Below are 19,273 nucleotides of genomic sequence, written 5' to 3'. Positions count from 1 at the left end.
CCACCGCGACCGGACAGAGTCGACTGCGAGGCATAAGGCAGCGAAGAGGGTGCATTGTGTCCAACTACACGGCACGGTACGACAGTTCCGTCCCGTTTCCTCCCCGACGCAACCAGGGAGGTGATCCGTATTCCTTCTCTCCCGCATCCGCATCCGATGCGACCCACGCGCGGACAAACCGACAGCCCGTGCACGCACATCCTGAATTTCGTTCAATAAGCGCCGCATATCGCAGATTCGGGGCATGGGCGACCGCATTGTCCGTCGGTGGATTCCTGGCGTACGTCCTACTGTCGAGTTTCGTACCAGGAGTAATGAATCAGCGGTTGATCGGCCATCTGACGGTGGGCCTGACCCTCGGCCTGGCCCAGTTCGCCGTCATGGGTGTGACCGCCTGCCTGTACGTACGGCACATGCGCAAGAACTTCGACCCGGTCGCCCGGCGGCTCCGCACCCAGCTCGAGGACCGTGAGGCCGAGCAGCGTCGCGTCCCGGCCGGACGGCGGTTCCGCACATGGTGACCTTCTCCGCGAGTGTGGCCGACGCGTTCAGCCTGCGGCTGACCTTCGTACTGTTCCTGTCCGTCGTCGTGATCACCCTGTTCACGGCGTTGCTGACGGCTCCGCAGCGTGACGAGATCAGCGAGTTCTACCTCGGCAACCGTGACATGTCGCCGCTGCGCAACGGCCTGGCGATGTGCGGCGACTACCTCTCGGCCGCGACGCTGCTCGGCAGCACCGGTCTTGTCGCCCTGACCGGGTACGACGGTCTGCTCTACCTCGGCGGCACGGTCGTCGCCTGGATGATGGTGCTGCTGCTCATCGCCGAACCGCTACGCAACTCGGGCAGGTTCACGCTCGGTGACGCCCTGGCCCGGCGGCTCCCGCTGCAGCAACGGCCCGTCCGGCTGGCACTGGCCCTCTGCACCCTCACCGTGTGCACCCTGTACCTGGTGGCCCAACTGGTCGGCAGCATCGCCCTGATGACCCAGTTCGTCGGCGAACCCGGCCCCACCACACGGACCATGGTCGTGATCATCATCGGCACGATCGTGACGATCTACGCGGCCATCGGCGGTATGCCCGGCGCCACGTTCATCCAGGTGGTCAAGGCCGTGATGCTCGTGGCCGGTGTCTCGATCGTCGCCGTGCTGGTGTTGAACCGCTTCGACTGGAACATCGACCGACTGCTGGCCTCCGCGACGGCGGGCAGCGGGCTGGGCGCCACGTACCTCGAACCGGGGCTCCGCTACGGAGCGGGCCCCATCAGCAAGATCGACTTCTTCAGCCTGCAACTGGCCATCGTGCTGGGGCTCGCCGCCCTCCCCCATGTGATGATGCGGCTGCTCGCGCCCCGCAGGACCAGGGTGCTGCGGGCCTCGGTGGTGTGGGCCGTGGGTCTGGTCGGGTTCGTGTGCCTGATGGCCGGCGTGCTGGGCCTCGGTGCCACCGCGATCGTGGGCCGGGACACCATCTCCGACATCGACCACAAGGGCGACGCGGCCGTGCTGCTGCTCGCCCACGAGCTGGGCGGAGAGGTCCTCACGGCGATCGTCTCGGCCCTGGCCTTCGTCACGCTGCTCGCGGTCGCGGCCGGGCTGACGCTCGCCGCCGCCTCGTCCGTCGCCCACGACCTCTACGGTGAGGTCATCCGCAAGGGCAAGGCGAAGGAAACCGAGGAACTGGGCGTCGCCCGCGTCGCCGCGGTGGCCATGGGCGTCCTCGGCGTGATGTTCGCCCTGCTGGCCTGGGGCACCAACACGGCGACCCTGGCGTTCCTCGCCTTCGCGATCGCCGCCTCCGCCATCCTGCCGACCATCGTCTACAGCCTGTTCTGGCGCGGCTTCACCGCCCGTGGCGCCCTGCTCAGCCTGTACGGCGGTCTGATGTCGTCGGTTCTGCTCGTGCTGTTCTCTCCGGTCGTCTCCTCCGCCCCCGACTCGGTCTATCCGAACGTCGACTTCGCGTGGTTCCCGTTGCAGAACCCGGGCATCGTCTCGATCCCGGCGGGCTTCCTGCTGGGGTGGCTCGGCTCCCGACTGGGCCCGAAGCAGGCGGAGACCGTGTACGAGGACTTCGAGGTCCGGGCCCTGATCGGAGCCGACCAGAGGTGAGCCGGTGAGGGCGTCGCGGGCCCGGAAGACCCTTGGCGGGCCCGCGATCTCCCGCGTACCGTGTGATCATCCGCAATCAGAACTCAAAAAGGTGGTCTTCATGGCCCTGTTCGACCTGCCGTTGGACGAGCTTCGTGGTTATCGAAGCGCTTCGACTGAGCCCGGGGACTTCGACGCCTTCTGGGCGAAGACGCTCCAGGAAGCCCGCGAGCACGACCTCGACGCCCGTTTCGAGCCGGTCGAGACCCATCTGAAGACGGTCGATGTGTACGACGTCACCTACTCCGGGTTCGGCGGGCACCCCATCAAGGGCTGGCTGGTCCTGCCGGCCGGTGCGAGTGAACCACTGCCCACCGTCGTGGAGTTCATCGGCTACGGCGCGGGACGTGGCCTGCCCCACACCCATCTGCTCTGGGCCTCGGCGGGCTACGCGCACTTTGTCATGGACACCCGGGGCCAGGGCAGCGCCAGTGCCTGGGGTGGTGGCGGCGACACCCCCGACCCGGTGGGCGGCGCGCCTGCCTTCCCCGGCTTCATGACCCGGGGCATCGACGCCCCCGAGAACTACTACTACCGCCGGGTGTACACCGACGCAGTGCGCGCCGTGGAGGCCGCCCGCTCGCACCCCCGGACCGACGCCTCGCGCACGGCGGTCATCGGCGGTAGCCAGGGCGGCGGCATCTCCATCGCGGTCGGCGGGCTCGTCCCCGACCTGGTGGCGGTCGCGCCCGACGTTCCGTTCCTGTGCGACTTTCCGCGCTCCACGACGATCACGGACTGCGATCCGTACCGCGAGATCGGCAAGTACCTCAGGACGCATCGCGGCCGCACCGAGCAGGTCGGGCGCACCCTCGCCTACTTCGACGCCGTGCACTTCGCCACGCGCGGCCGGGCCGCCGCCCTGTTCTCGGTGGCACTGGAGGACCAGACCTGCCCGCCGTCCACGGTCTTCGCCGCCTTCAATGCCTGGGCCGAGCCCGACAAGCACATCGAGGTCTACGACTTCAACGACCACGAGGGCGGCGGCCCCTTCCAGGAGGAGGTCAGGCTGCGCTGGCTGGCCGCGCGGTTCTGACGGGGCCGGAGAGGATGAACACGGTCGCGGCCGCCCAGCGCTTCGTGGGGGCGTGGCAGTGGGCGTGGGCCGTACGGTTCGACTCGGTCGGCCTGGCCGTGCAGACCCGGGACTACTGGCACGTGATCCCGCTCCACCGGGAGCCCGCCCGGCCGTTGTTCCTCCTGTAGACAAGCCGCCGGATCAGGCCACGGGACGAGCCCGCTCGTGGGGCGGTGCCCGGACGGTCCCGCCGCACGGGTTCCCCACTGTCCGACCAGTCGGTATGTTGATCGCACCAGGCGGTTCTCGCCCGAGGGGCTGGCGGTGGACGACGGAGGGCGCATGGCTGAGGTGCGGGGTCACTGTGAGGCGCGGTTCGAGGCCGTGCGGAGCGTGTTCGAGGAGAACTTCCGCGAGCGCGACGACCTGGGGGCGGCGGTCACCGTGACGCTGCACGGGGAGATCGTGGTGGACCTGTGGGGCGGCTGGGCCGACGCGGCACGGACCCGCCCCTGGGAGCGGGACACCGTGGTCAACGTGTGGTCGACGTCGAAGGCACCGACCGCGCTGTGCGCGCACATCCTCGCCGACCGGGGACTGCTCGACCTGGACGCCCCGGTGGCCCGGTACTGGCCGGAGTTCGCGGCGGCCGGCAAGGAGGCTGTGCTCGTACGGCATCTGCTGTCGCACCGGTCGGGGCTCGCCGGTCCGCGTGATCCGCACTCCTTCGCGCAGCTCTGCGACTGGGAGCTCACGGTCAAGCGGCTCGCGGCGCAGGAGCCCTGGTGGGAGCCGGGCACGCGGTCCGGGTACCACGCCATGACGTTCGGCTTCCTCGTCGGCGAAGTGGTTCGGCGGGTCTCGGGGCTGCTGCCGGGCGCCTTCCTGGAGCGGGAGGTCACGGGGCCGCTGGGTATCGACTTCACGATCGGGCTGCCGGACGGGGAGGCGGGGCGGGCGGCCGAGCTGGTGCATCCGCCGACCGCGGCCACCAGCGAACAGGCCGCTGTCTTCGCCCAGCTGACGCCCACCGCGTTGGCCGCCCTCGCCAACCCGCTGGTCGGCGCGGACGAGGCCAACAGCCCCGCGTGGCGGGCCGCCGAGGTCCCGGCGGCCAACGGCCACGGCACCGCCCGGGCGGTCGCCGCGCTGTACGGGATCCTCGCGGGGCGCGGCGTCTGGGACGGGCAGCGGGTGCTGTCGCGGGAGGCGGCCGAGCGGGTCCGTGAGAGTCAGGGCGCCTGCCGCGACCTGGTGCTGGGCGCCGGCTTGGGCCGGGACACGGAGATCGGGCTCGGGCTGTGGCTGAGCGGCCCGTACGGCTCGTACGGACCGAACCCGAGGGCTTTCGGCCACGACGGCTACGGCGGCTCCTGCGGTCTCGCCGACCCGGAGGCCGGTGTCTCCCTCGGCTACGTCATGAACCGCATGGGCCCCCACATCGCCGACGACCCGCGCAAGATGGCGCTGGTAGAAGCGCTGTACAGCGTGTTGTGACACACCGGTCCGGGCCGGGGAGGAGCTGACGGGCCGAGGCCTGTCGGCGGCTCGAGTCACACAGGCGGCGTCCGGTGCGCCGGGGAGACCCTGCGCCGGGCGCCGGAAATCGCGTCGCGGCGCGACTTCTCCGGGAGCGAGTCGGCGGCGACGTCGACCTGCGTTCCGCGCCGCCGGGTGGGTGAGCACCACGGATCCGGCGGACGTCCGGATCAGCCACCCTTGCGGGTCGCCACCACCATCCGGCAGCGCGGGCTGCCGTCGGGCCGTCGGCCGAACTCGGGCAGGGCGAAGAGCTCCACCTCGAAGCCGGCCCGCTCCAGGTCACGGTGTACGACGCCGAGCCGGAACGGCCGGTAGTACATGACGAACGGGGGCCGCCAGACGGCGTTGCGCACCCGCATCGCCGCGTCGAAGCCGAGAACGGCCCAGTACCAGGGGGAGTTCGGCGGGGCGGGCGCCGGCAGGGGGAAGGCGAAGCGGCCGCCCGGCCGGAGCGCGGAGTGGACCTGGGCGAACAGTCCCGGCAGTTCGTCCGGCAGGAAGTGCCCGAAGGCGCCGAAACTCACGGCCAGGTCGAAGACGGGGGCGAAGGGGAGGGCGCGGGCGTCGCCGCGCACCCAGGAGACGCGGGGGCCGTCCGAGGTCCGGGCGGTCGAACCCTCGCCCTTGAAGGTCCGGGCGGGCGAACCCTCGCCCTCGACGTCGGCACCCGACGGACCCGCAGCCCCGGACAGGTCGCCCGACGAGCCCGCGCCCTCGACGTCGGCGCCCGACGACCCCGCAGCCCCGGAGTCGGAGCCGGACGACACCACGCCGTGGGAGTCGAAGTCGGCCCCCCGCGGACCGGTGGGGCCAGAGGCGCCGGAGCCCAGCTGTTCCCGCCCCACCGCCAGCATCCCCGCGCTGATGTCGATGCCGGTCACGCTCTCCCGGCACACCTGGCGCAGCACCTCCATCCCGGCCCCGGTGCCGCAGCAGAGGTCGAGGCCGTGCTCGAACGGGCCCATCGACGACAGGGCCGCCTCGACCGCCTCCAGGACGGAGTCCGGGGTACGGAACGGGGTGTGGTCGAACTTGGGCGCGAGAAGGTCGTAGCCGCGTTCGACGGAGGAGAGAGCCTGTACGGCGAGTTCGCGGAGGCTGGGGCCTTGCGGGGTGAACATCACCTCAGCTTAGGCCTTGGCTCGGGGCAGCGGTCGTCGTATGCCCTCGCCTATCGTCCAGGACATGACTTCGTTCCGTCCTGCCCCGACCTGGCTGGCCGACGCCGTCTTCTACCAGATCTACCCGCAGTCCTTCGCCGACTCCGACCGGGACGGCATCGGCGACTTCGCGGGCATCATCGACCACCTCGACCACCTGTCCTGGCTGGGTGTCGACACCGTCTGGCTGAACCCCTGCTTCGTCTCACCGTTCCGCGACGCCGGGTACGACGTCGCCGACTATCTGAACGTCGCCCCGCGCTACGGATCGAACGACGACCTGGCCGCGCTCGTCGACGAGGCGGGCCGCCGCGGCATCCGGGTCCTGCTGGACCTCGTCGCCGGCCACACGTCCGTCGACCACCCGTGGTTCCGGGCCTCCGCGAACGACCCGGAGGACCACCGTTACATCTGGACGACGGAGGGCCGGCCCGACGGCTTCGTCCCCTCCCCCGGCACCCGCCCCGGCGCCTACCTCCCGAACTTCTTCGACTCCCAGCCGGCCCTGAACTTCGGCTACGCGCGGGGGAATCCGGCCGAGCCCTGGCGGCTGCCGGTCGGCGCCGAGGGCCCCCGCGCCAACCGACACGCCCTGCGCACGATCATGGACCACTGGCTGGGCCTCGGTCTCTCCGGTTTCCGTGTCGACATGGCCGCCTCACTCGTCAAGGACGACCCTGGCCGGATCGAGACGGCGCGTGTGTGGACCGAACTGCGGCGCTGGCTGGACTCCGCCCACCCGGACGCCGTGCTGCTCGCCGAGTGGGGCGAGCCCGAGGTGTCGATCCCGGCCGGGTTCCACGCCGACTTCTTCCTCCACTTCGGCGGCCCCACCGACGGCCTCGCCCTGCGCTCGCTGTGGAACAACAGCGAAGGCACGGTGCACGAGGACTGGGACCCCCTCGACTGCTTCTTCGACGCGAACGGCGGGGGCTCACCGGGCCCGTTCGTCGAGGCCTGGCGACAGGCTCGCACGGTCGTCGACGGCACGGGCTTCATCGCCCTGCCCACCGCCAACCACGACTTCTCCCGCCTCAACTGCGGCCCCCGCACGGCCGAACAGCTCCCCGCGGCCTTCGCCTTCCAGCTCACCTGGCCGACGCTCCCGGCGATCTACTACGGCGACGAGATCGGCATGCGGTACGTCACGGGCCTGCCCGACAAGGAGGGCAGCGTCCTCGGCCCCCGCTACAACCGCGCGGGCTCCCGCACCCCCATGCAGTGGGACGACACCCCGAACGCCGGGTTCTCCACGGCCCCCGCCGATCGCCTCTACCTCCCCCTCGACCCCTCCCCGGACCGCCCGACCGTCGCCGCCCAGCGCGCCGACGAGACCTCGCTCCTCCACCTCGTCCACCGCCTGATCGCCCTGCGCCGGCGGACACCGGAGCTGGGTTCCAGCGGCTCGGTGGAGGTGCTGCACATGGGATATCCGTTCGTGTACGTGCGGGGCGGGCGCTATCTGGTGGTCGTCAACCCGCAGCGTCATGAGGCGAGTTGCCCCACCACGCACGCGAACGTTCGCAGCGCCCTGGAGACCCGGGGCGTGGAGTTCGCCAACGGGACGATCACCGCGCGGGGCTTCGCGTACGGAATCTTCGCGCTCGGCTGACAGCCGACGGGGAGGGAACGCGAGAAGCCGGGGCGGTGAGCCCCGGCTCCCTCACCGCTTCGGCTCCGCCACCTTCGGCTCCGCCACCTTCGGCTCGTCGCCGTAGGCGGTCAGGAAGCGGTCCCGGAAGGAGTCCATCCGCCATACGGGAGCGTCGTCGCCGGGGCGCAGCCCGTCGGACCAGCCCCAGTCGTCGATCCTGTCGAGGACCTCGGGGTCGCGTGCGACGAGGGTGACCGGTACGTCGTGGCCGGCGCCGTTGCCGCTGACGCTGGCCATGGGCTGGTGGTCGCCGAGGAAGACCAGCACCGTGTTCTCGTCGCCGTACTTCTCCACGTACCGCAGGAGGCTGTGCAGCGAGTACTGGACCGACTTGCCGTACTCCTCCTTGACCTTGACGGGGTCGGTGAAGACGTCCGCCGGGTCCTTGCCCGCCTTTTCGATGCCCTCATAGATCGAACCGTCGCCGACCTCGTCCCAGTCGACCATCTCCGGCAGCGGCGCCCACGGCTGGTGACTGGAGGTCAGGATGATCTCCGACATCAGTGGCTTGTCGCCCTTCCTCGCGGCCTCCAGACGCTCGAACGCGGAGAGGGCGTACTGGTCGGGCATGGTCGACCAGCTGAACTTCGGCCCGCGGTAGCCGACATCGCGGGAGTCGTAGACCTTGTCGAAGCCGTAGAAGTCGCCCTCCGGCCAGTTGTACTGGACGCCGGGCACGACCCCGACCGTCCGCCAGGCGCCGGTCTTGGCGAAGGCGCCTGGCAGGGTGAGACGTTCACCGGCGGTGACCGTGCGGTAGCGGTTCTGGTTGTCGATCCACAGACCGGTCAGGAACGTGGAGTGGCCGAGCCAACTGCTGCCGCCGTATGTCGCGGAGGTCAGCCAGCCGCTCTTCGCCGCGAACCCGGCCTTGGTCAGCGCCTCGCCCTCCTCGTCGAGGGCCGCGTTCACGCCGGGCGCGACGGCCGGGTCCTCCAGCGCGGCGCGGCCGTAGCTCTCGATGAAGGTGATCATGACGTCCTTCCCGCGCAGTCCGGTCAGCAGCCGGTCGGCCGGCACATCCGCGAACTCGTCCTGCTTGGCCTCCTTGGCGAACGCGGCCTCGTCCCGGAGGGTCTCCTGCACCCGGCCCCAGCGGTCCTGCACGAAGCCGATGGTGTTCCTGGAGGCGAGCGCGGTGTCCTCGACGGTCGTCAGGCCGAGCGCCGCGCAGGTGATCCAGACGGTTCCGGCGACGATCGTGCCCTTGGTCGCCCGGTCCCGGTGGTGGGCCAGAAGGTTCACAAGGCGCACCACCGCCAGCGCCATGACGACGAACAGCAGCAGCACGAGCGCCACCAGGCCGATCAGGGCAACCAGCGCGCCCGTGGAGCCGAGCGTGTCCTGGACGTACGACTCGGCGTCGTCGAGCAGCCCCCAGTCGAGGACCACGTTGAAGCCGCGGCCGAGGAACTGGTTGAAGCCGATGTCCAGCAGCTTCACGACGACCAACGCGGCGAGCCCCACCCCGATCACCACGGCCGAGACGAGCCTCGGCCGACGCGGCAGCACCATCAGCAGCGCGGCGCCGAGGATCGGCTCCACGGGTATCCGCAGGAACTGCCGCGCCTGGAAGTATTCCACCTTGCCCGGCATGAGCAGCGCGAAGAACACGAGGGCGGCGGCCAGGGCCGTGACGCCCCACGACACGCTCCGCGCCGCGACGGGGTGCTTGTGCCGGAACGCCTGCGGGTACCCCCGGAGTCTCGTCCAGCGGCCGACGCGCTCACCGGACTCGTCCGTCGACGACTCAACGGCCTCTGCCGTCTCGTCCGTCGACGACTCAACGGTCTCTGCCGTCTCGTCCGTCGACGACCCGACGGTCTCGTCCGTGTCGTTCGTCTCGTCCGTGTCATCCGTGTCGGACAGGTGGCTGGAGCGCGTGGAGAGCGACACGCGACGTTCCTTCCGTGCGAAGACCGCTGGCGGTGCCCCCTTGTGTACGAGGGGTCCGCGAGATCGGTTCAAAGGCCACGGGTAAGCCGTCGGTAAGGAACCTCCCGACGGTCGGCCGCCGATAGTGCTAAGGTGGCCTCGGCACGTGTGTATCGCCCTCTCGGGCGCCGGTGCCGTTCTCCCGGATCGTCAGATCCCTTCGCCGAACCGCTCGTCGATTCCCGACCGGCCATCGGCTTTCCCGCACCACCCGCGACACTTCTCGGCCCGCCTCTTCCGTGCGGCCGACCCGGCTTCGCCGCGCCCCGGGTGTGCGCCTTCCCCTTCCCCTTCCTCATGCGCTTCTCCTGATGTCCTCCGTCCTCGAAGGGACCTTCCACTCATGACCACCACCACACTCGAACGCACATCCACCGATCGACAGTCTCCGGCCCGGATCACCGGCATCCTGGAGATCGCTCAGGGCGGGCAGGGACACCTGCGCGTCGAACGCGGTCTGCCCACCCCCTCAGACCCCCAGGTCCCGGCCGCGCTGATCCGCCGGTACGGACTGCGCAAGGGTGACACCGTCGAAGGCCTGCGCGACGGCCGGAGGGGCCTCACCGAGGTCGAGCTGATCAACGGCCGTACGCCCGACGACCTGCGCGGCCGCCCGCACTTCCACGACCTCACCCCGCTGCACCCGCGCGAGCGGCTGGGGCTCGAACACCCGGCGAGCGGTCTGACGGGCCGTCTGATCGACCTCGTGGCGCCCGTCGGCAAGGGGCAGCGCGGACTGATCGTGGCCCCGCCCAAAACCGGCAAGACGGTGCTGCTCCAGCAGGTGGCCGCCGCGGTCGCCGCCAACCACCCCGACGCCCGCCTGATGGTGGTGCTGGTCGACGAGCGGCCCGAGGAGGTGACCGACATGCGGCGCTCCGTGCGGGGCGAGGTGTACGCCTCGACGTTCGACCAGTCACCCAAACACCACATCGCGCTCGCCGAACTCGTGGTGGAGCGGGCCAAGCGGCTCGTCGAACAGGGCGAGGAGGTCGTGATCCTGCTGGACTCCCTGACCCGGTTGTGCCGCGCCCACAACAACGCGGCCGCCGCCGGTGGCCGTACGCTCAGCGGCGGTGTCGACGCCGCCGCGCTGCACGGCCCCAAGCGGCTCTTCGGCGCCGCCCGGCTGACCGAGGAGGCCGGCTCCCTCACGATCCTGGCAACGGCCCTGGTGGAGACCGGTTCCCGTGCCGACGACTTCTTCTTCGAGGAGCTGAAAGGCACCGGCAACATGGAGCTCCGCCTGGACCGTGCGCTCGCCGACCGGCGTGTCTTCCCCGCCGTCGACGTCACCCCGTCGGGGACGCGCCGTGAGGAACTGCTCCTGGCGTCCGGCGAGTTGACTGCCATACGGGGGCTGCGGCGTGCTCTGCGGTCCCGCGAGGGGCAGGCGGGTCTGGAGGTGCTGCTGGAGCGGATGCGGGCCACCCCGAACAACGCGGCGTTCGTGGGTCGGTTGTCGCGATAGAGCTCGGGGTCCGGGTGCGTCGGCGGTGCGGGTTCGGGTGCGTCGGCGGTGCGGGTGGTTCGTCCTTGCTCGCGCAGTTCCCCGCGCCCCTGAAAGGCGGGGCTGCGCCCCTTGCCTTTCATCACACGTACGGTGCGGCATCTGGGTGCTCGGTCCCCTCGCTCGGCCCTGGCATCCAGGCCCTGCGCGCGACCGTTCCTAGGTTTGCGGTATGACCATCGGATTCTCCTCCGGCGCCACCCGAGTCTCTCGCGTCGCCGTCGGCTGCGCCGCCGTCTGTGTGCTCGGCTCCCTGGCCCTCGCGGTGACCCCGGACGACTCCCGTCACCCGGACGAGGCGGGCGGGCACGACGGCAAGGCCACGCAGAAGTCGGCGCCGCTGTACCGGTCGGGGACACAGGTGCGGCCACGGGAGGGGGCGCCCCGGGTGCCCCGGAGCGTGTCCGCGGTGTCGTGGCTGGTGGCCGACGCCCGCACCGGCGAGGTGCTCGCCGCGCACGACGCGCACCGCAGACTGCCGCCCGCCAGCACCCTGAAGACCCTGTTCGCACTCACCGTGCTGCCGGGCCTCCCGGCGGGCCTGAGACACACCGTGAAGAGCGAGGAACTGGAGGGCATCGGCGCCGGGAGCAGCCTGGTCGGAGTCAAGGAGAACCAGACGTACCGGGTGTCCGACCTGTGGCGGGGTGTCTTCCTCAGCTCTGGCAACGACGCCGTGCGCGTCCTGGCCTCCCTCAACGGCGGCTGGCGGGCCACCGCCCAGCAGATGCAGGACAAGGCCCGCGACCTGGGCGCCCGTGACACCCGTGTCGTCTCGCCCGACGGGTACGACGCGCCCGGCCAGGTGTCGTCCGCGTACGACCTGGCGGTCTTCGGGCGGGCCGGGCTGCGCAACGCGGAGTTCGCCGAGTACTGCTCGACGGCCACCGCGAAGTTCCCCGCGGGCGGCTGGTCCTACGGCATCCAGAACACCAACCGGCTGCTCACCGGCGTCGGCGTGGAGCGCTATCCGGGGCTGATCGGCGTCAAGAACGGCTACACCAGCAAGGCGGGCAACACCCTGATCGCCGCCGCGAAACGAGGCGGGCGCACCCTCGTGGTGACGGTGATGCGGCCCCAGTGGGGTGGCGGCCTCGCCGTGTACGAGGAAGCCCGCTCGCTCCTCGACTGGGGTTTCCGGGCCACCGGGCGCGTCGACCCCGTGGGGTCGCTGCAACCGCCGGGCCCGGCGGCCGGGCCTCAGGCCGGCCCCGCGTCGGCGCCGCCCCTGCGGGAGGAGAAGGAGGAGGCCACCGGTTTCGGCTGGCCGGAGGCCTGCGCCGTCACGGGCGCGGCCGGGTTGGGTGCGGCGGCCGTGGCGCTGTTCCTTCGGCTCAGGGGAGGCCGGTTCGTCCGCGACTGACCGATCGGGTCGCGAGCGCCGACGGCGCCCGGACAGCCCTGCCCGGCTCGGCCCGGCTCGGCCCGGCCCGGCTCGACTCGGCTCAGCTCGGCTCGACTCGGCTCGACTCGGCTCGTTCGGTGCGACGAGCCGGGGCCGGAACATGACCGTGACGAAGCAGGTCAGAAAACGGACAGCCCCGTCAGGGTCGTGAAGCGGTCGAGCGCGGCCACACCCGCCACCGAGTTGCCCCGTTCGTCCAGACCCGGGCCCCATACGCACAGGGTGCAGCGGCCCGGGACGACCGCGATGATGCCGCCGCCCACGCCGCTCTTGCCCGGCAGGCCGACGCGGTAGGCGAAGTCACCGGCCGCGTCGTACGTGCCGCAGGTGAGCATCACCGCGTTGACCTGCTTGGCCTGGCTGCGCGTCAGGAGGCGGGTGCCGTCGGCTCGGACTCCGTGGCGGGCCAGGAAGGTGGTCGCGAGGGCGAGGTCGGCGCAGGAGGCGGTGAAGGAGCACTGACGGAAGTACTGGTCGAGGAGGGCCGGTACGGGATTGCCGATGTTGCCGTACGACGCCATGAAGTGGGCGAGGGCGGCGTTGCGGTCGCCGTGGGCCGCTTCGGAGGCGGCGACCTCCTCGTCGAAGTCCAGGTCCGCATTGCCGCTCTCCGAGCGGAGGAAGGACCGCAGGGCACCGGCCGCGTCGCCGGTACGGGTGTGGAGGCGGTCGGTGACGACGAGCGCGCCCGCGTTGATGAAGGGGTTGCGCGGGATGCCGTTCTCGTACTCCAGTTGGACCAGGGAGTTGAAGGGGTTGCCGGAGGGTTCGCGGCCGACGTGCTCCCAGAGGGTGTCGCCCTCCCGGGCCAGGTCGAGTGCGAGGGTGAAGACCTTGGTGATGGACTGTGTGGAGAACGGTTCCCGCCAGTCGCCCACTCCGTACACCGTGCCGTCGAGTTCCGCGACGGCCATGCCGAAACGGCGCGGATCGCGAGCCGCGAGCGCCGGGATGTAGTGGGCGGGCCGGCCCCGGTCGGGGGCCCGTTCGATCTCCTCGGCGATGCGTTCCAGGACCGGCTGGAAGGTGAGGGACGACGTCGTTGTCATGATCACCATTGTGCCTTCCATGCCGGCCCCTGACGCGTCGTCGCAGGTCAGGATGTGGCCGGGGGCGGGAATGGGGGCGGGGAGCCACCGACTCCGGGTGACTCAAACCGGAGGCGCTCCGCTGCCCGCGAGCACCTCGGGCCGCAGCAGCTCCTGGAGCCGTTCGGCGGGCAACAGGCCCTTCTCCTGGACGAGCTCGGCCACGCCACGGCCGGTGGCGAGGGCCTCCTTGGCGATGTCGGTGGCCGCCGTGTAGCCGATGTACGGGTTGAGGGCGGTCACCAGGCCGATGGAGTTCTCGACGGTCGCGCGCAGTGCCTCGGTGTTGGCGGTGATGCCGTCGACGCAGCGCTCGGCGAGGGTGAGACAGGCGGCGCGCAGATGGGTGAGGGACTCCGACAGGGAGTGCAGGATGATCGGCTCGAAGGCGTTGAGCTGGAGCTGTCCGGCCTCGGCGGCCATGGTGATGGTGACGTCGTTGCCGATGACCTCGAAGGCGACCTGGTTGACGACCTCGGGGATCACCGGGTTGACCTTGCCGGGCATGATCGAGGAACCGGCCTGCACCGGCGGCAAATTGATCTCGTTCAGTCCCGCGCGCGGTCCGGAGGAGAGCAGCCGCAGGTCGTTGCAGCTCTTCGACAGCTTGACCGCGATGCGCTTCAGTACGCCGGACATCTGCACGAACGCGCCGCAGTCCTGGGTGGCTTCGACCAGGTTGGCGGCGGTGACCAGCGGCAGCCCGGTGATGGCGGCGAGGTGGCGACGGGCGGCCTCGGCGTACCCGGCGGGGGCGTTGAGGCCCGTCCCGATCGCCGTCGCGCCGAGGTTGATCTCATGGACGAGCTCGACTGCCTCCGCCAGGCGGCTGCGGTCCTCGTCGAGCATGACCGCGTACGCCGAGAACTCCTGGCCCAGTGTCATGGGGACGGCGTCCTGGAGCTGGGTGCGTCCCATCTTCAGCACGTCGCGGAACTCGACGGCCTTGCGGGCGAAGGAGTCCTGGAGCACCGCCATGGCCTTGAGCAGCTCGCGCACCGCGTAGACGGTCGCGATCTTGACGGCGGTCGGGTAGACGTCGTTGGTGGACTGACCGAGGTTGACGTCCTCGTTGGGGTGCAGGTGCTCGTACCGGCCCTTGGCGTGGCCCAGCAGTTCCAGCGCCCGGTTGGCGACGACCTCGTTGGCGTTCATGTTGGTCGAGGTGCCGGCGCCGCCCTGGATGACGTCGACGACGAACTGGTCGTGGAGTTTGCCGTCGCGGATCTCCCGGCAGGCCTCGATGATGGCGGCGGCCTTCTCGGGAGCGAGCAGGCCGAGTTCCTCGTTGGCGCGGGCGGCTGCCTCCTTGACGGCGGCCAGGGCGTCTATCAGATGGGGGTAGGCGGAGATCGGGGTGCCCGTGATGGGGAAGTTCTCGGTGGCGCGCAGGGTGTGGACGCCCCAGTACGCGTCGGCGGGGACGTCACGGTCCCCGAGCAGATCGTGTTCGCTGCGGGTCACTGCGGCGGTCATGGCGGTACGGGTCCTCTTCTTTGAGGCGGGTGCGGGTGGGCCTCCCTCGTCGGGCGCGGCCCTCGTGGGGCCGTGCCGTCGGCGGGCGGCTGCCAAGGAGACGAGATTGCGCGGGTCAGGGGTTCACATGGATGTGGTGTCCGTGAGCGGGTCGAGCGCCCTGACCGGGCGGATGTGCCCGACCACGTGGCCGCCGCCGAGCAGCGGGGCGCCCACGAAGGCGGCGAGGGCGCGCGGGTCGACGCCCGCGCGGGCGAGGGCCGCCGCGGTGACGGGGACGCGGGCCCGGTCGGCTCCGTCGGCGATCTTCACGGCGACGGCACGGCCGTCCGGGAGCGCGGCCACCTGGACGCCCTCGAAGCCGTCTTTGGTGAGCAGGCCGGGCACGGCCCGCATCAGCTCGGCCACGTCGCGCCCGGCGCCGGACGCCATCTCGGCGTGGTCGCGCATGGCGTCGGCGACCGAGCGCTCGGGGGTGTCCTCGGCGGCGGTGGTGATCCGGGCGAGGGCGCGGGCCAGGCCGTGCGGGGAGACGGAGAAGAGGGGGGCACCGCAGCCGTCGACGGTCACGCGGGCGATGGCCTGCCCGGTGAGGTCCTCGACGATCTCGGCGATGGCTTGCTGCAAGGGGTGCGCGGGGTCCAGGTAGTCGTCGGTGGACCAGCCGTTGAGCTTGCAGGTGTAGAGCATGGCCGCGTGCTTGCCGGAGCAGTTCTGCGCGAGTCGCGAGGGCCGGCGTCCCTCGTGTATCCACTGGTCGCGGACGGTCTGGCCGTACGGCATGTCGGTGACGTTGCGCAGATCGTCCTCGGTGGCCCCGGCCAGCTCCAGGATCCGCCGGGCTCCGGCGAGGTGGCGTTCCTCGCCGGAGTGGCTGGCGGCGGTCAGCGACAGCAGTGCGCCGTCCAAGGGGAGTCCGGCGCGCAGCATGGCCACGGCCTGGACCGGTTTGAGCGCCGACCGGGGGTAGAACGCCGCCTCGGTGTCGCCGAGTTGGAGTTCCACCTCCCCGTCGGCACCCAGCACCACGACGGAGCCGTAGTGGATGCCCTCGATGACACCTCCGCGTACGAGGTGGGCGACGGGGGCGTGGAGCGGCTCCCGGATCACGGGGGCCGCGGCCACCGGAGCGGCGGGGATCGCCGCGGCACCGGTGGTCGTGGGGTCGTGCGTCACTGCTCGAATCACTTCTTCGCTCCGGCCGACTGACCGGCGACCCGGCGCCGTACGCCGAACCAGCCCGCCACCAGCGCCAACACGATCAGGGGGAGGCAGAGCACGGTCGTCCGGCCGACGCCGCCGTCCGCGTACATCAGGACCAGCACCGACGCCAGGAAGAACAGCGTCACCAGCTCGGTCCACGGGGAGCCGGGCAGTTGGTAGCTCGGCCGGGTCAGCTCGCCCTTCTGGGTCTTCTGCCAGAAGAGCAGGTGGCAGATCATGATCATGCCCCAGGTGGCGATGATGCCGATGGCGGCGAAGTTGAGCACGATCTCGAACGCCTCGGCCGGGACCACGAAGTTCAGGCCGACACCCAGCACACAGATGCCGCTGGTGAGCAGGATGCCGCCGTAGGGGACCTGGCTACGGCTCATCACTCCGGTGAACTTCGGGGCGGAGCCGGCCACCGCCATCGAGCGGAGGATGCGGCCGGTGGAGTACAGGCCCGAGTTGAGCGAGGACATGGCCGCGGTGAGGACGACCAGGTTCATGATGCCGCCGGCGGCCGGGACGCCGATGTTGGAGAGCACGGTGACGAAGGGGCTCTCGCCGGCCTTGTACGAGGACCAGGGCAGCAGCATCGACAGCAGGATCACGGACCCGACGTAGAACAGACCGACCCGCCACATGATCGAGTTGATCGCCTTCGGCATGATCTTCTCGGGGTTCTCGGTCTCACCGGCGGCGACGCCGACCAGCTCCACGGAGGCGTAGGCGAAGACGACGCCCTGGATGATCAGCAGCATCGGCAGGACGCCGTTGGGGAACACACCGCCGTTGTCGGTGATCAGGGACGGGCCGGGGGTGTGGCCGTCGACGGGCTGCTGGGTGACCAGCAGCCAGATGCCGATGCACATGAAGACGACCAGCGCGCCGACCTTGATGATCGCGAACCAGAACTCCAGTTCGCCGAACATCTTCACCGAGATCAGGTTCACGGAGAGGACCACGGCGAGGGCGACCAGCGCGATCACCCACTGCGGCACGTCGGAGAACATGCCCCAGTAGTGGGTGTAGACGGCGACGGCGGTGATGTCGGCGATACCGGTGGTGGCCCAGTTCAGGAAGTACATCCAGCCGGCCGTGTACGCGCCCTTCTCGCCGAGGAACTCCCGGGCGTAGGAGACGAAGGCGCCGGAGGAGGGCCGGTAGAGGACCAGTTCGCCGAGGGCGCGCACGACGAGGAAGGCGAAGATTCCGCAGACCGCGTACGCGATGAAGAGGGAGGGGCCGGCGTCGACGAGACGGCCGCCGGCGCCGAGGAAGAGGCCGGTGCCGATCGCGCCGCCGATGGCGATCATGTTGACGTGGCGCGACTTCAGGGACTTGCTGTAACCGGCGTCTCCGGCGTCGACGTGACCGGTCGGGGTGGGTCCGGCCTGTACGGCGTCTTGCTGGAGGGATTGCTCGCTCACGCCTCGTGTCCGCCTTCCGTGGGACTGTCCGTGCGTGGGGATCGCACGATGTCGGTGAGGGTGGTCTCGACGCGGTCGAGGTGGTGGGCCATGGCCTCCACCGCGTCGTTCGCGGAACCGTCGATCAGCGCCTCGACGATGGCCCGGTGCTCGCGGTTGGACTGCTCGCGCCGGCCGCCCAGCTCGTTGAGGAAGGCCGACTGGCGGGCCAGCGCGTCCCGGATCTCCTCGATCACCCGGCGGAATACCGGGTTCTGGGCGGCCTCGGCCACGGCCAGATGGAAGAGCGTGTCCATGGCGACCCAGGCGGTGGTGTCGGTCTCCCGTTCCATCCGGTCCAGGAGATGAGCCAGATGGTCCAGGTTCTCCGGGGTGCGGCGCACCGCCGCGTACCCGGCCACCGGGATCTCGACATGCCGGCGGACTTCGAGCAGGTCGCTCGCCGCGTAGTCGCCGAAGGTGGGGTCCTCGACGGCGTTCGCGATCACGAAGGTGCCCTTGCCGGTGCGGGACTGGGTCAGCCCCATCACCTGGAGCGCGCGCAGCGCCTCGCGGAGCACCGGACGGCTCACTTCGAGCTGCCGGCACAGCTCCGCCTCCGAGGGGAGCTTGTCCCCGATGGCGTACTTGCCGCGTTCGATGGCGTCGCGGAGGTGGGTGAGCACCGCTTCCATGGCACTGACGCGCCGAGGTGCCGACCCACCTGTCTGGCTGTCTGACAGGTTCACGGGGGTGATCCTGGGGGTGACGGGAGGGGGCTGTCAAGGGGTCGCCGATTCCATCCCGGATTTGATCTCCGGGCTGGTCAGCTCAGTCCGCCCGCGGCGAGCAGCCCGAGGAGAAGCACACCTACGACGATCCGGTAGGACACGAACACGGTGAAGGAGTGCCTGGTCACGAACCTCAGCAGCCAGGCGACCGAGGCGTACGCGACCGCGAACGCGACAGTGGTTCCGGCGATCAGCGGCGGCGCGCCCACCCCCGCACCGAGGGCGTCCTTCAGTTCGTACAGACCGGCGCCGGTCAGGGCCGGGATGCCGAGAAAGAAGGAGAGCCGGGTGGCCGCGACCCGGTCGAGGTCGAGCAGCAGCGCGGTGGACATGGTGGCGCCGGAGCGGGAGAAACCCGGGAAGAGCAAAGCGAGAATCTGCGAACCGCCGACCAGCATCGCGTCCCGGAAGCGGGTGTCCTCCTCCGCACGCCGGCGCCGCCCCACCTGCTCCGCGACCCACATCACACCGCTGCCGACGATCAGCGAGACGGCCACCACCCACAGCGAGGCGAGCGGTCCCTGGATGAGCGGCTGGGCGGCCAACCCCACGACGACGATCGGGAAGGTCGCGGCGATCACCCACCACGCGAACCGGTAGTCGCGGTCCTGCCGCTCCCCCGCGTCGAGGAGCCCACGGAACCAGGCGGTGCCGATCCGCGCGATGTCCTTGCGGAAGTACACCAGCACCGCGGCGATCGCGCCGACCTGGATGACCGCCGAGAACCCGACGACGGCCCTGTCGTCGACCTGGATCCCCATGAGCCCTTCGGTGATCTTCAGATGACCGGTGGAGGACACCGGCAGAAACTCCGTCACTCCCTCCACGGCTCCGAGGACGACGGCCTGACCGACGGTGATGGTGCTCATGGGCTCCGGATTCTGCTCGGCGAGGGCATGACAGGCGGCACGGCCGGCCGGGGGTGGC

16 protein-coding genes are annotated in these 19,273 nt (G+C 70.7%); 8 read left to right on the top strand and 8 right to left on the bottom strand.

The genetic code is table 11. The features are described 5' to 3' along the window. Window positions 1-56: 56 nt before the first annotated feature. The 5 genes from ACFY9I_RS30395 to ACFY9I_RS30375 all read left to right on the top strand — a co-directional run bounded on the left by ACFY9I_RS30395 (window position 57) and on the right by ACFY9I_RS30375 (window position 4,667). Window positions 57-521, top strand: a complete 465-nt coding sequence (locus ACFY9I_RS30395) for a DUF485 domain-containing protein (RefSeq protein WP_391007364.1) — start codon at window positions 57-59, stop codon at window positions 519-521. Beyond that, entirely contained in the window at window positions 515-2,113 is a 1,599-nt protein-coding gene (locus ACFY9I_RS30390) for a cation acetate symporter (protein WP_391007363.1), read from the top strand. The genes ACFY9I_RS30395 and ACFY9I_RS30390 overlap by 7 nt, the downstream gene beginning before the upstream one ends. Before the next feature lie 100 nt (window positions 2,114-2,213). Further along, window positions 2,214-3,188, top strand: coding sequence for an acetylxylan esterase (locus ACFY9I_RS30385; protein WP_391007361.1), 975 nt, complete (start codon window positions 2,214-2,216; stop codon window positions 3,186-3,188). Between the two features lie 14 nt (window positions 3,189-3,202). Then, window positions 3,203-3,358: a hypothetical protein gene (locus tag ACFY9I_RS30380; RefSeq protein ID WP_391007359.1), complete on the top strand. Its 156-nt coding sequence runs from the start codon at window positions 3,203-3,205 to the stop codon at window positions 3,356-3,358. Between the two features lie 154 nt (window positions 3,359-3,512). Next, window positions 3,513-4,667, top strand: a complete 1,155-nt coding sequence (locus ACFY9I_RS30375) for a serine hydrolase (protein ID WP_391007357.1) — start codon at window positions 3,513-3,515, stop codon at window positions 4,665-4,667. A gap of 212 nt (window positions 4,668-4,879) precedes the next feature. Here the strand turns inward: ACFY9I_RS30375 and ACFY9I_RS30370 are convergent, their stop codons facing one another. Beyond that, window positions 4,880-5,833 carry a methyltransferase domain-containing protein gene (locus ACFY9I_RS30370; protein WP_391007355.1) on the bottom strand — a complete coding sequence of 318 codons (954 nt, stop codon included), beginning with the start codon at window positions 5,831-5,833 and terminating at the stop codon, window positions 4,880-4,882. A 64-nt stretch (window positions 5,834-5,897) separates the two neighbouring features. Between ACFY9I_RS30370 and ACFY9I_RS30365 the strand changes: the two genes are divergently transcribed. Next, window positions 5,898-7,484 carry an alpha-amylase family glycosyl hydrolase gene (locus ACFY9I_RS30365; RefSeq protein ID WP_391007354.1) on the top strand — a complete coding sequence of 529 codons (1,587 nt, stop codon included), beginning with the start codon at window positions 5,898-5,900 and terminating at the stop codon, window positions 7,482-7,484. Between the two features lie 51 nt (window positions 7,485-7,535). On the opposite strand, the gene ACFY9I_RS30360 is transcribed toward ACFY9I_RS30365, so the two are convergent. Further along, a complete protein-coding gene (locus ACFY9I_RS30360) occupies window positions 7,536-9,422 on the bottom strand; it encodes a sulfatase (protein WP_391007352.1) in 1,887 nt (628 codons plus the stop codon). Between the two features lie 382 nt (window positions 9,423-9,804). Here ACFY9I_RS30360 and rho point away from each other — a divergent pair, with 382 nt between their 5' ends. Together rho and ACFY9I_RS30350 are read left to right on the top strand one after the other, a co-directional pair. Continuing rightward, a complete protein-coding gene (rho, locus tag ACFY9I_RS30355) occupies window positions 9,805-10,932 on the top strand; it encodes a transcription termination factor Rho (protein WP_391007350.1) in 1,128 nt (375 codons plus the stop codon). Window positions 10,933-11,143: 211 nt separating this feature from the next. Further along, window positions 11,144-12,334 carry a serine hydrolase gene (locus tag ACFY9I_RS30350; RefSeq protein ID WP_391007349.1) on the top strand — a complete coding sequence of 397 codons (1,191 nt, stop codon included), beginning with the start codon at window positions 11,144-11,146 and terminating at the stop codon, window positions 12,332-12,334. Between the two features lie 161 nt (window positions 12,335-12,495). Here ACFY9I_RS30350 and ACFY9I_RS30345 read toward each other — a convergent pair whose 3' ends face one another. The 6 genes from ACFY9I_RS30345 to ACFY9I_RS30320 all read right to left on the bottom strand — a co-directional run bounded on the left by ACFY9I_RS30345 (window position 12,496) and on the right by ACFY9I_RS30320 (window position 19,215). Then, complete coding sequence (locus tag ACFY9I_RS30345) at window positions 12,496-13,434, bottom strand: glutaminase (RefSeq protein WP_391007347.1); 939 nt, start codon at window positions 13,432-13,434, stop codon at window positions 12,496-12,498. 93 nt (window positions 13,435-13,527) lie between these two features. Next, on the bottom strand, window positions 13,528-14,940 hold the full coding sequence (gene aspA / locus ACFY9I_RS30340; RefSeq protein ID WP_391007345.1) for an aspartate ammonia-lyase: 1,413 nt from the start codon (window positions 14,938-14,940) through the stop codon (window positions 13,528-13,530). A 123-nt stretch (window positions 14,941-15,063) separates the two neighbouring features. Beyond that, window positions 15,064-16,116, bottom strand: a complete 1,053-nt coding sequence (locus ACFY9I_RS30335) for an asparaginase (RefSeq protein WP_391007343.1) — start codon at window positions 16,114-16,116, stop codon at window positions 15,064-15,066. A gap of 8 nt (window positions 16,117-16,124) precedes the next feature. Continuing rightward, window positions 16,125-17,576 carry an amino acid permease gene (locus ACFY9I_RS30330; protein ID WP_391007341.1) on the bottom strand — a complete coding sequence of 484 codons (1,452 nt, stop codon included), beginning with the start codon at window positions 17,574-17,576 and terminating at the stop codon, window positions 16,125-16,127. Further along, window positions 17,573-18,304 carry an FCD domain-containing protein gene (locus tag ACFY9I_RS30325; protein ID WP_391007339.1) on the bottom strand — a complete coding sequence of 244 codons (732 nt, stop codon included), beginning with the start codon at window positions 18,302-18,304 and terminating at the stop codon, window positions 17,573-17,575. The genes ACFY9I_RS30330 and ACFY9I_RS30325 overlap by 4 nt, the downstream gene beginning before the upstream one ends. Before the next feature lie 77 nt (window positions 18,305-18,381). Further along, window positions 18,382-19,215 (bottom strand): undecaprenyl-diphosphate phosphatase, encoded by an 834-nt coding sequence (locus tag ACFY9I_RS30320; protein ID WP_391007337.1) that lies wholly within the window; start codon window positions 19,213-19,215, stop codon window positions 18,382-18,384. Between the last annotated feature and the right edge of the window lie 58 nt (window positions 19,216-19,273).

Source organism: Streptomyces sp. NPDC012510 (assembly GCF_042955065.1).
Lineage (GTDB): Bacteria > Actinomycetota > Actinomycetes > Streptomycetales > Streptomycetaceae > Streptomyces.
The sequence above is the reverse complement of the archived record's forward strand: the minus strand, read 5'-3'. Positions and strand labels throughout refer to the sequence as shown.

Coding starts and splice junctions, on each gene's coding strand:
- ACFY9I_RS30390 (WP_391007363.1), top strand. CDS start 515: ATGGTGACCTTCTCCGCGAGTGTGGCCGACGCGTTCAGCCTGCGGCTG.
- ACFY9I_RS30385 (WP_391007361.1), top strand. CDS start 2,214: ATGGCCCTGTTCGACCTGCCGTTGGACGAGCTTCGTGGTTATCGAAGC.
- ACFY9I_RS30380 (WP_391007359.1), top strand. CDS start 3,203: ATGAACACGGTCGCGGCCGCCCAGCGCTTCGTGGGGGCGTGGCAGTGG.
- ACFY9I_RS30375 (WP_391007357.1), top strand. CDS start 3,513: ATGGCTGAGGTGCGGGGTCACTGTGAGGCGCGGTTCGAGGCCGTGCGG.
- ACFY9I_RS30370 (WP_391007355.1), bottom strand. CDS start 5,833: ATGTTCACCCCGCAAGGCCCCAGCCTCCGCGAACTCGCCGTACAGGCT.
- ACFY9I_RS30365 (WP_391007354.1), top strand. CDS start 5,898: ATGACTTCGTTCCGTCCTGCCCCGACCTGGCTGGCCGACGCCGTCTTC.
- rho (WP_391007350.1), top strand. CDS start 9,805: ATGACCACCACCACACTCGAACGCACATCCACCGATCGACAGTCTCCG.
- ACFY9I_RS30350 (WP_391007349.1), top strand. CDS start 11,144: ATGACCATCGGATTCTCCTCCGGCGCCACCCGAGTCTCTCGCGTCGCC.
- ACFY9I_RS30345 (WP_391007347.1), bottom strand. CDS start 13,434: ATGGTGATCATGACAACGACGTCGTCCCTCACCTTCCAGCCGGTCCTG.
- aspA (WP_391007345.1), bottom strand. CDS start 14,940: ATGACCGCCGCAGTGACCCGCAGCGAACACGATCTGCTCGGGGACCGT.
- ACFY9I_RS30320 (WP_391007337.1), bottom strand. CDS start 19,215: ATGAGCACCATCACCGTCGGTCAGGCCGTCGTCCTCGGAGCCGTGGAG.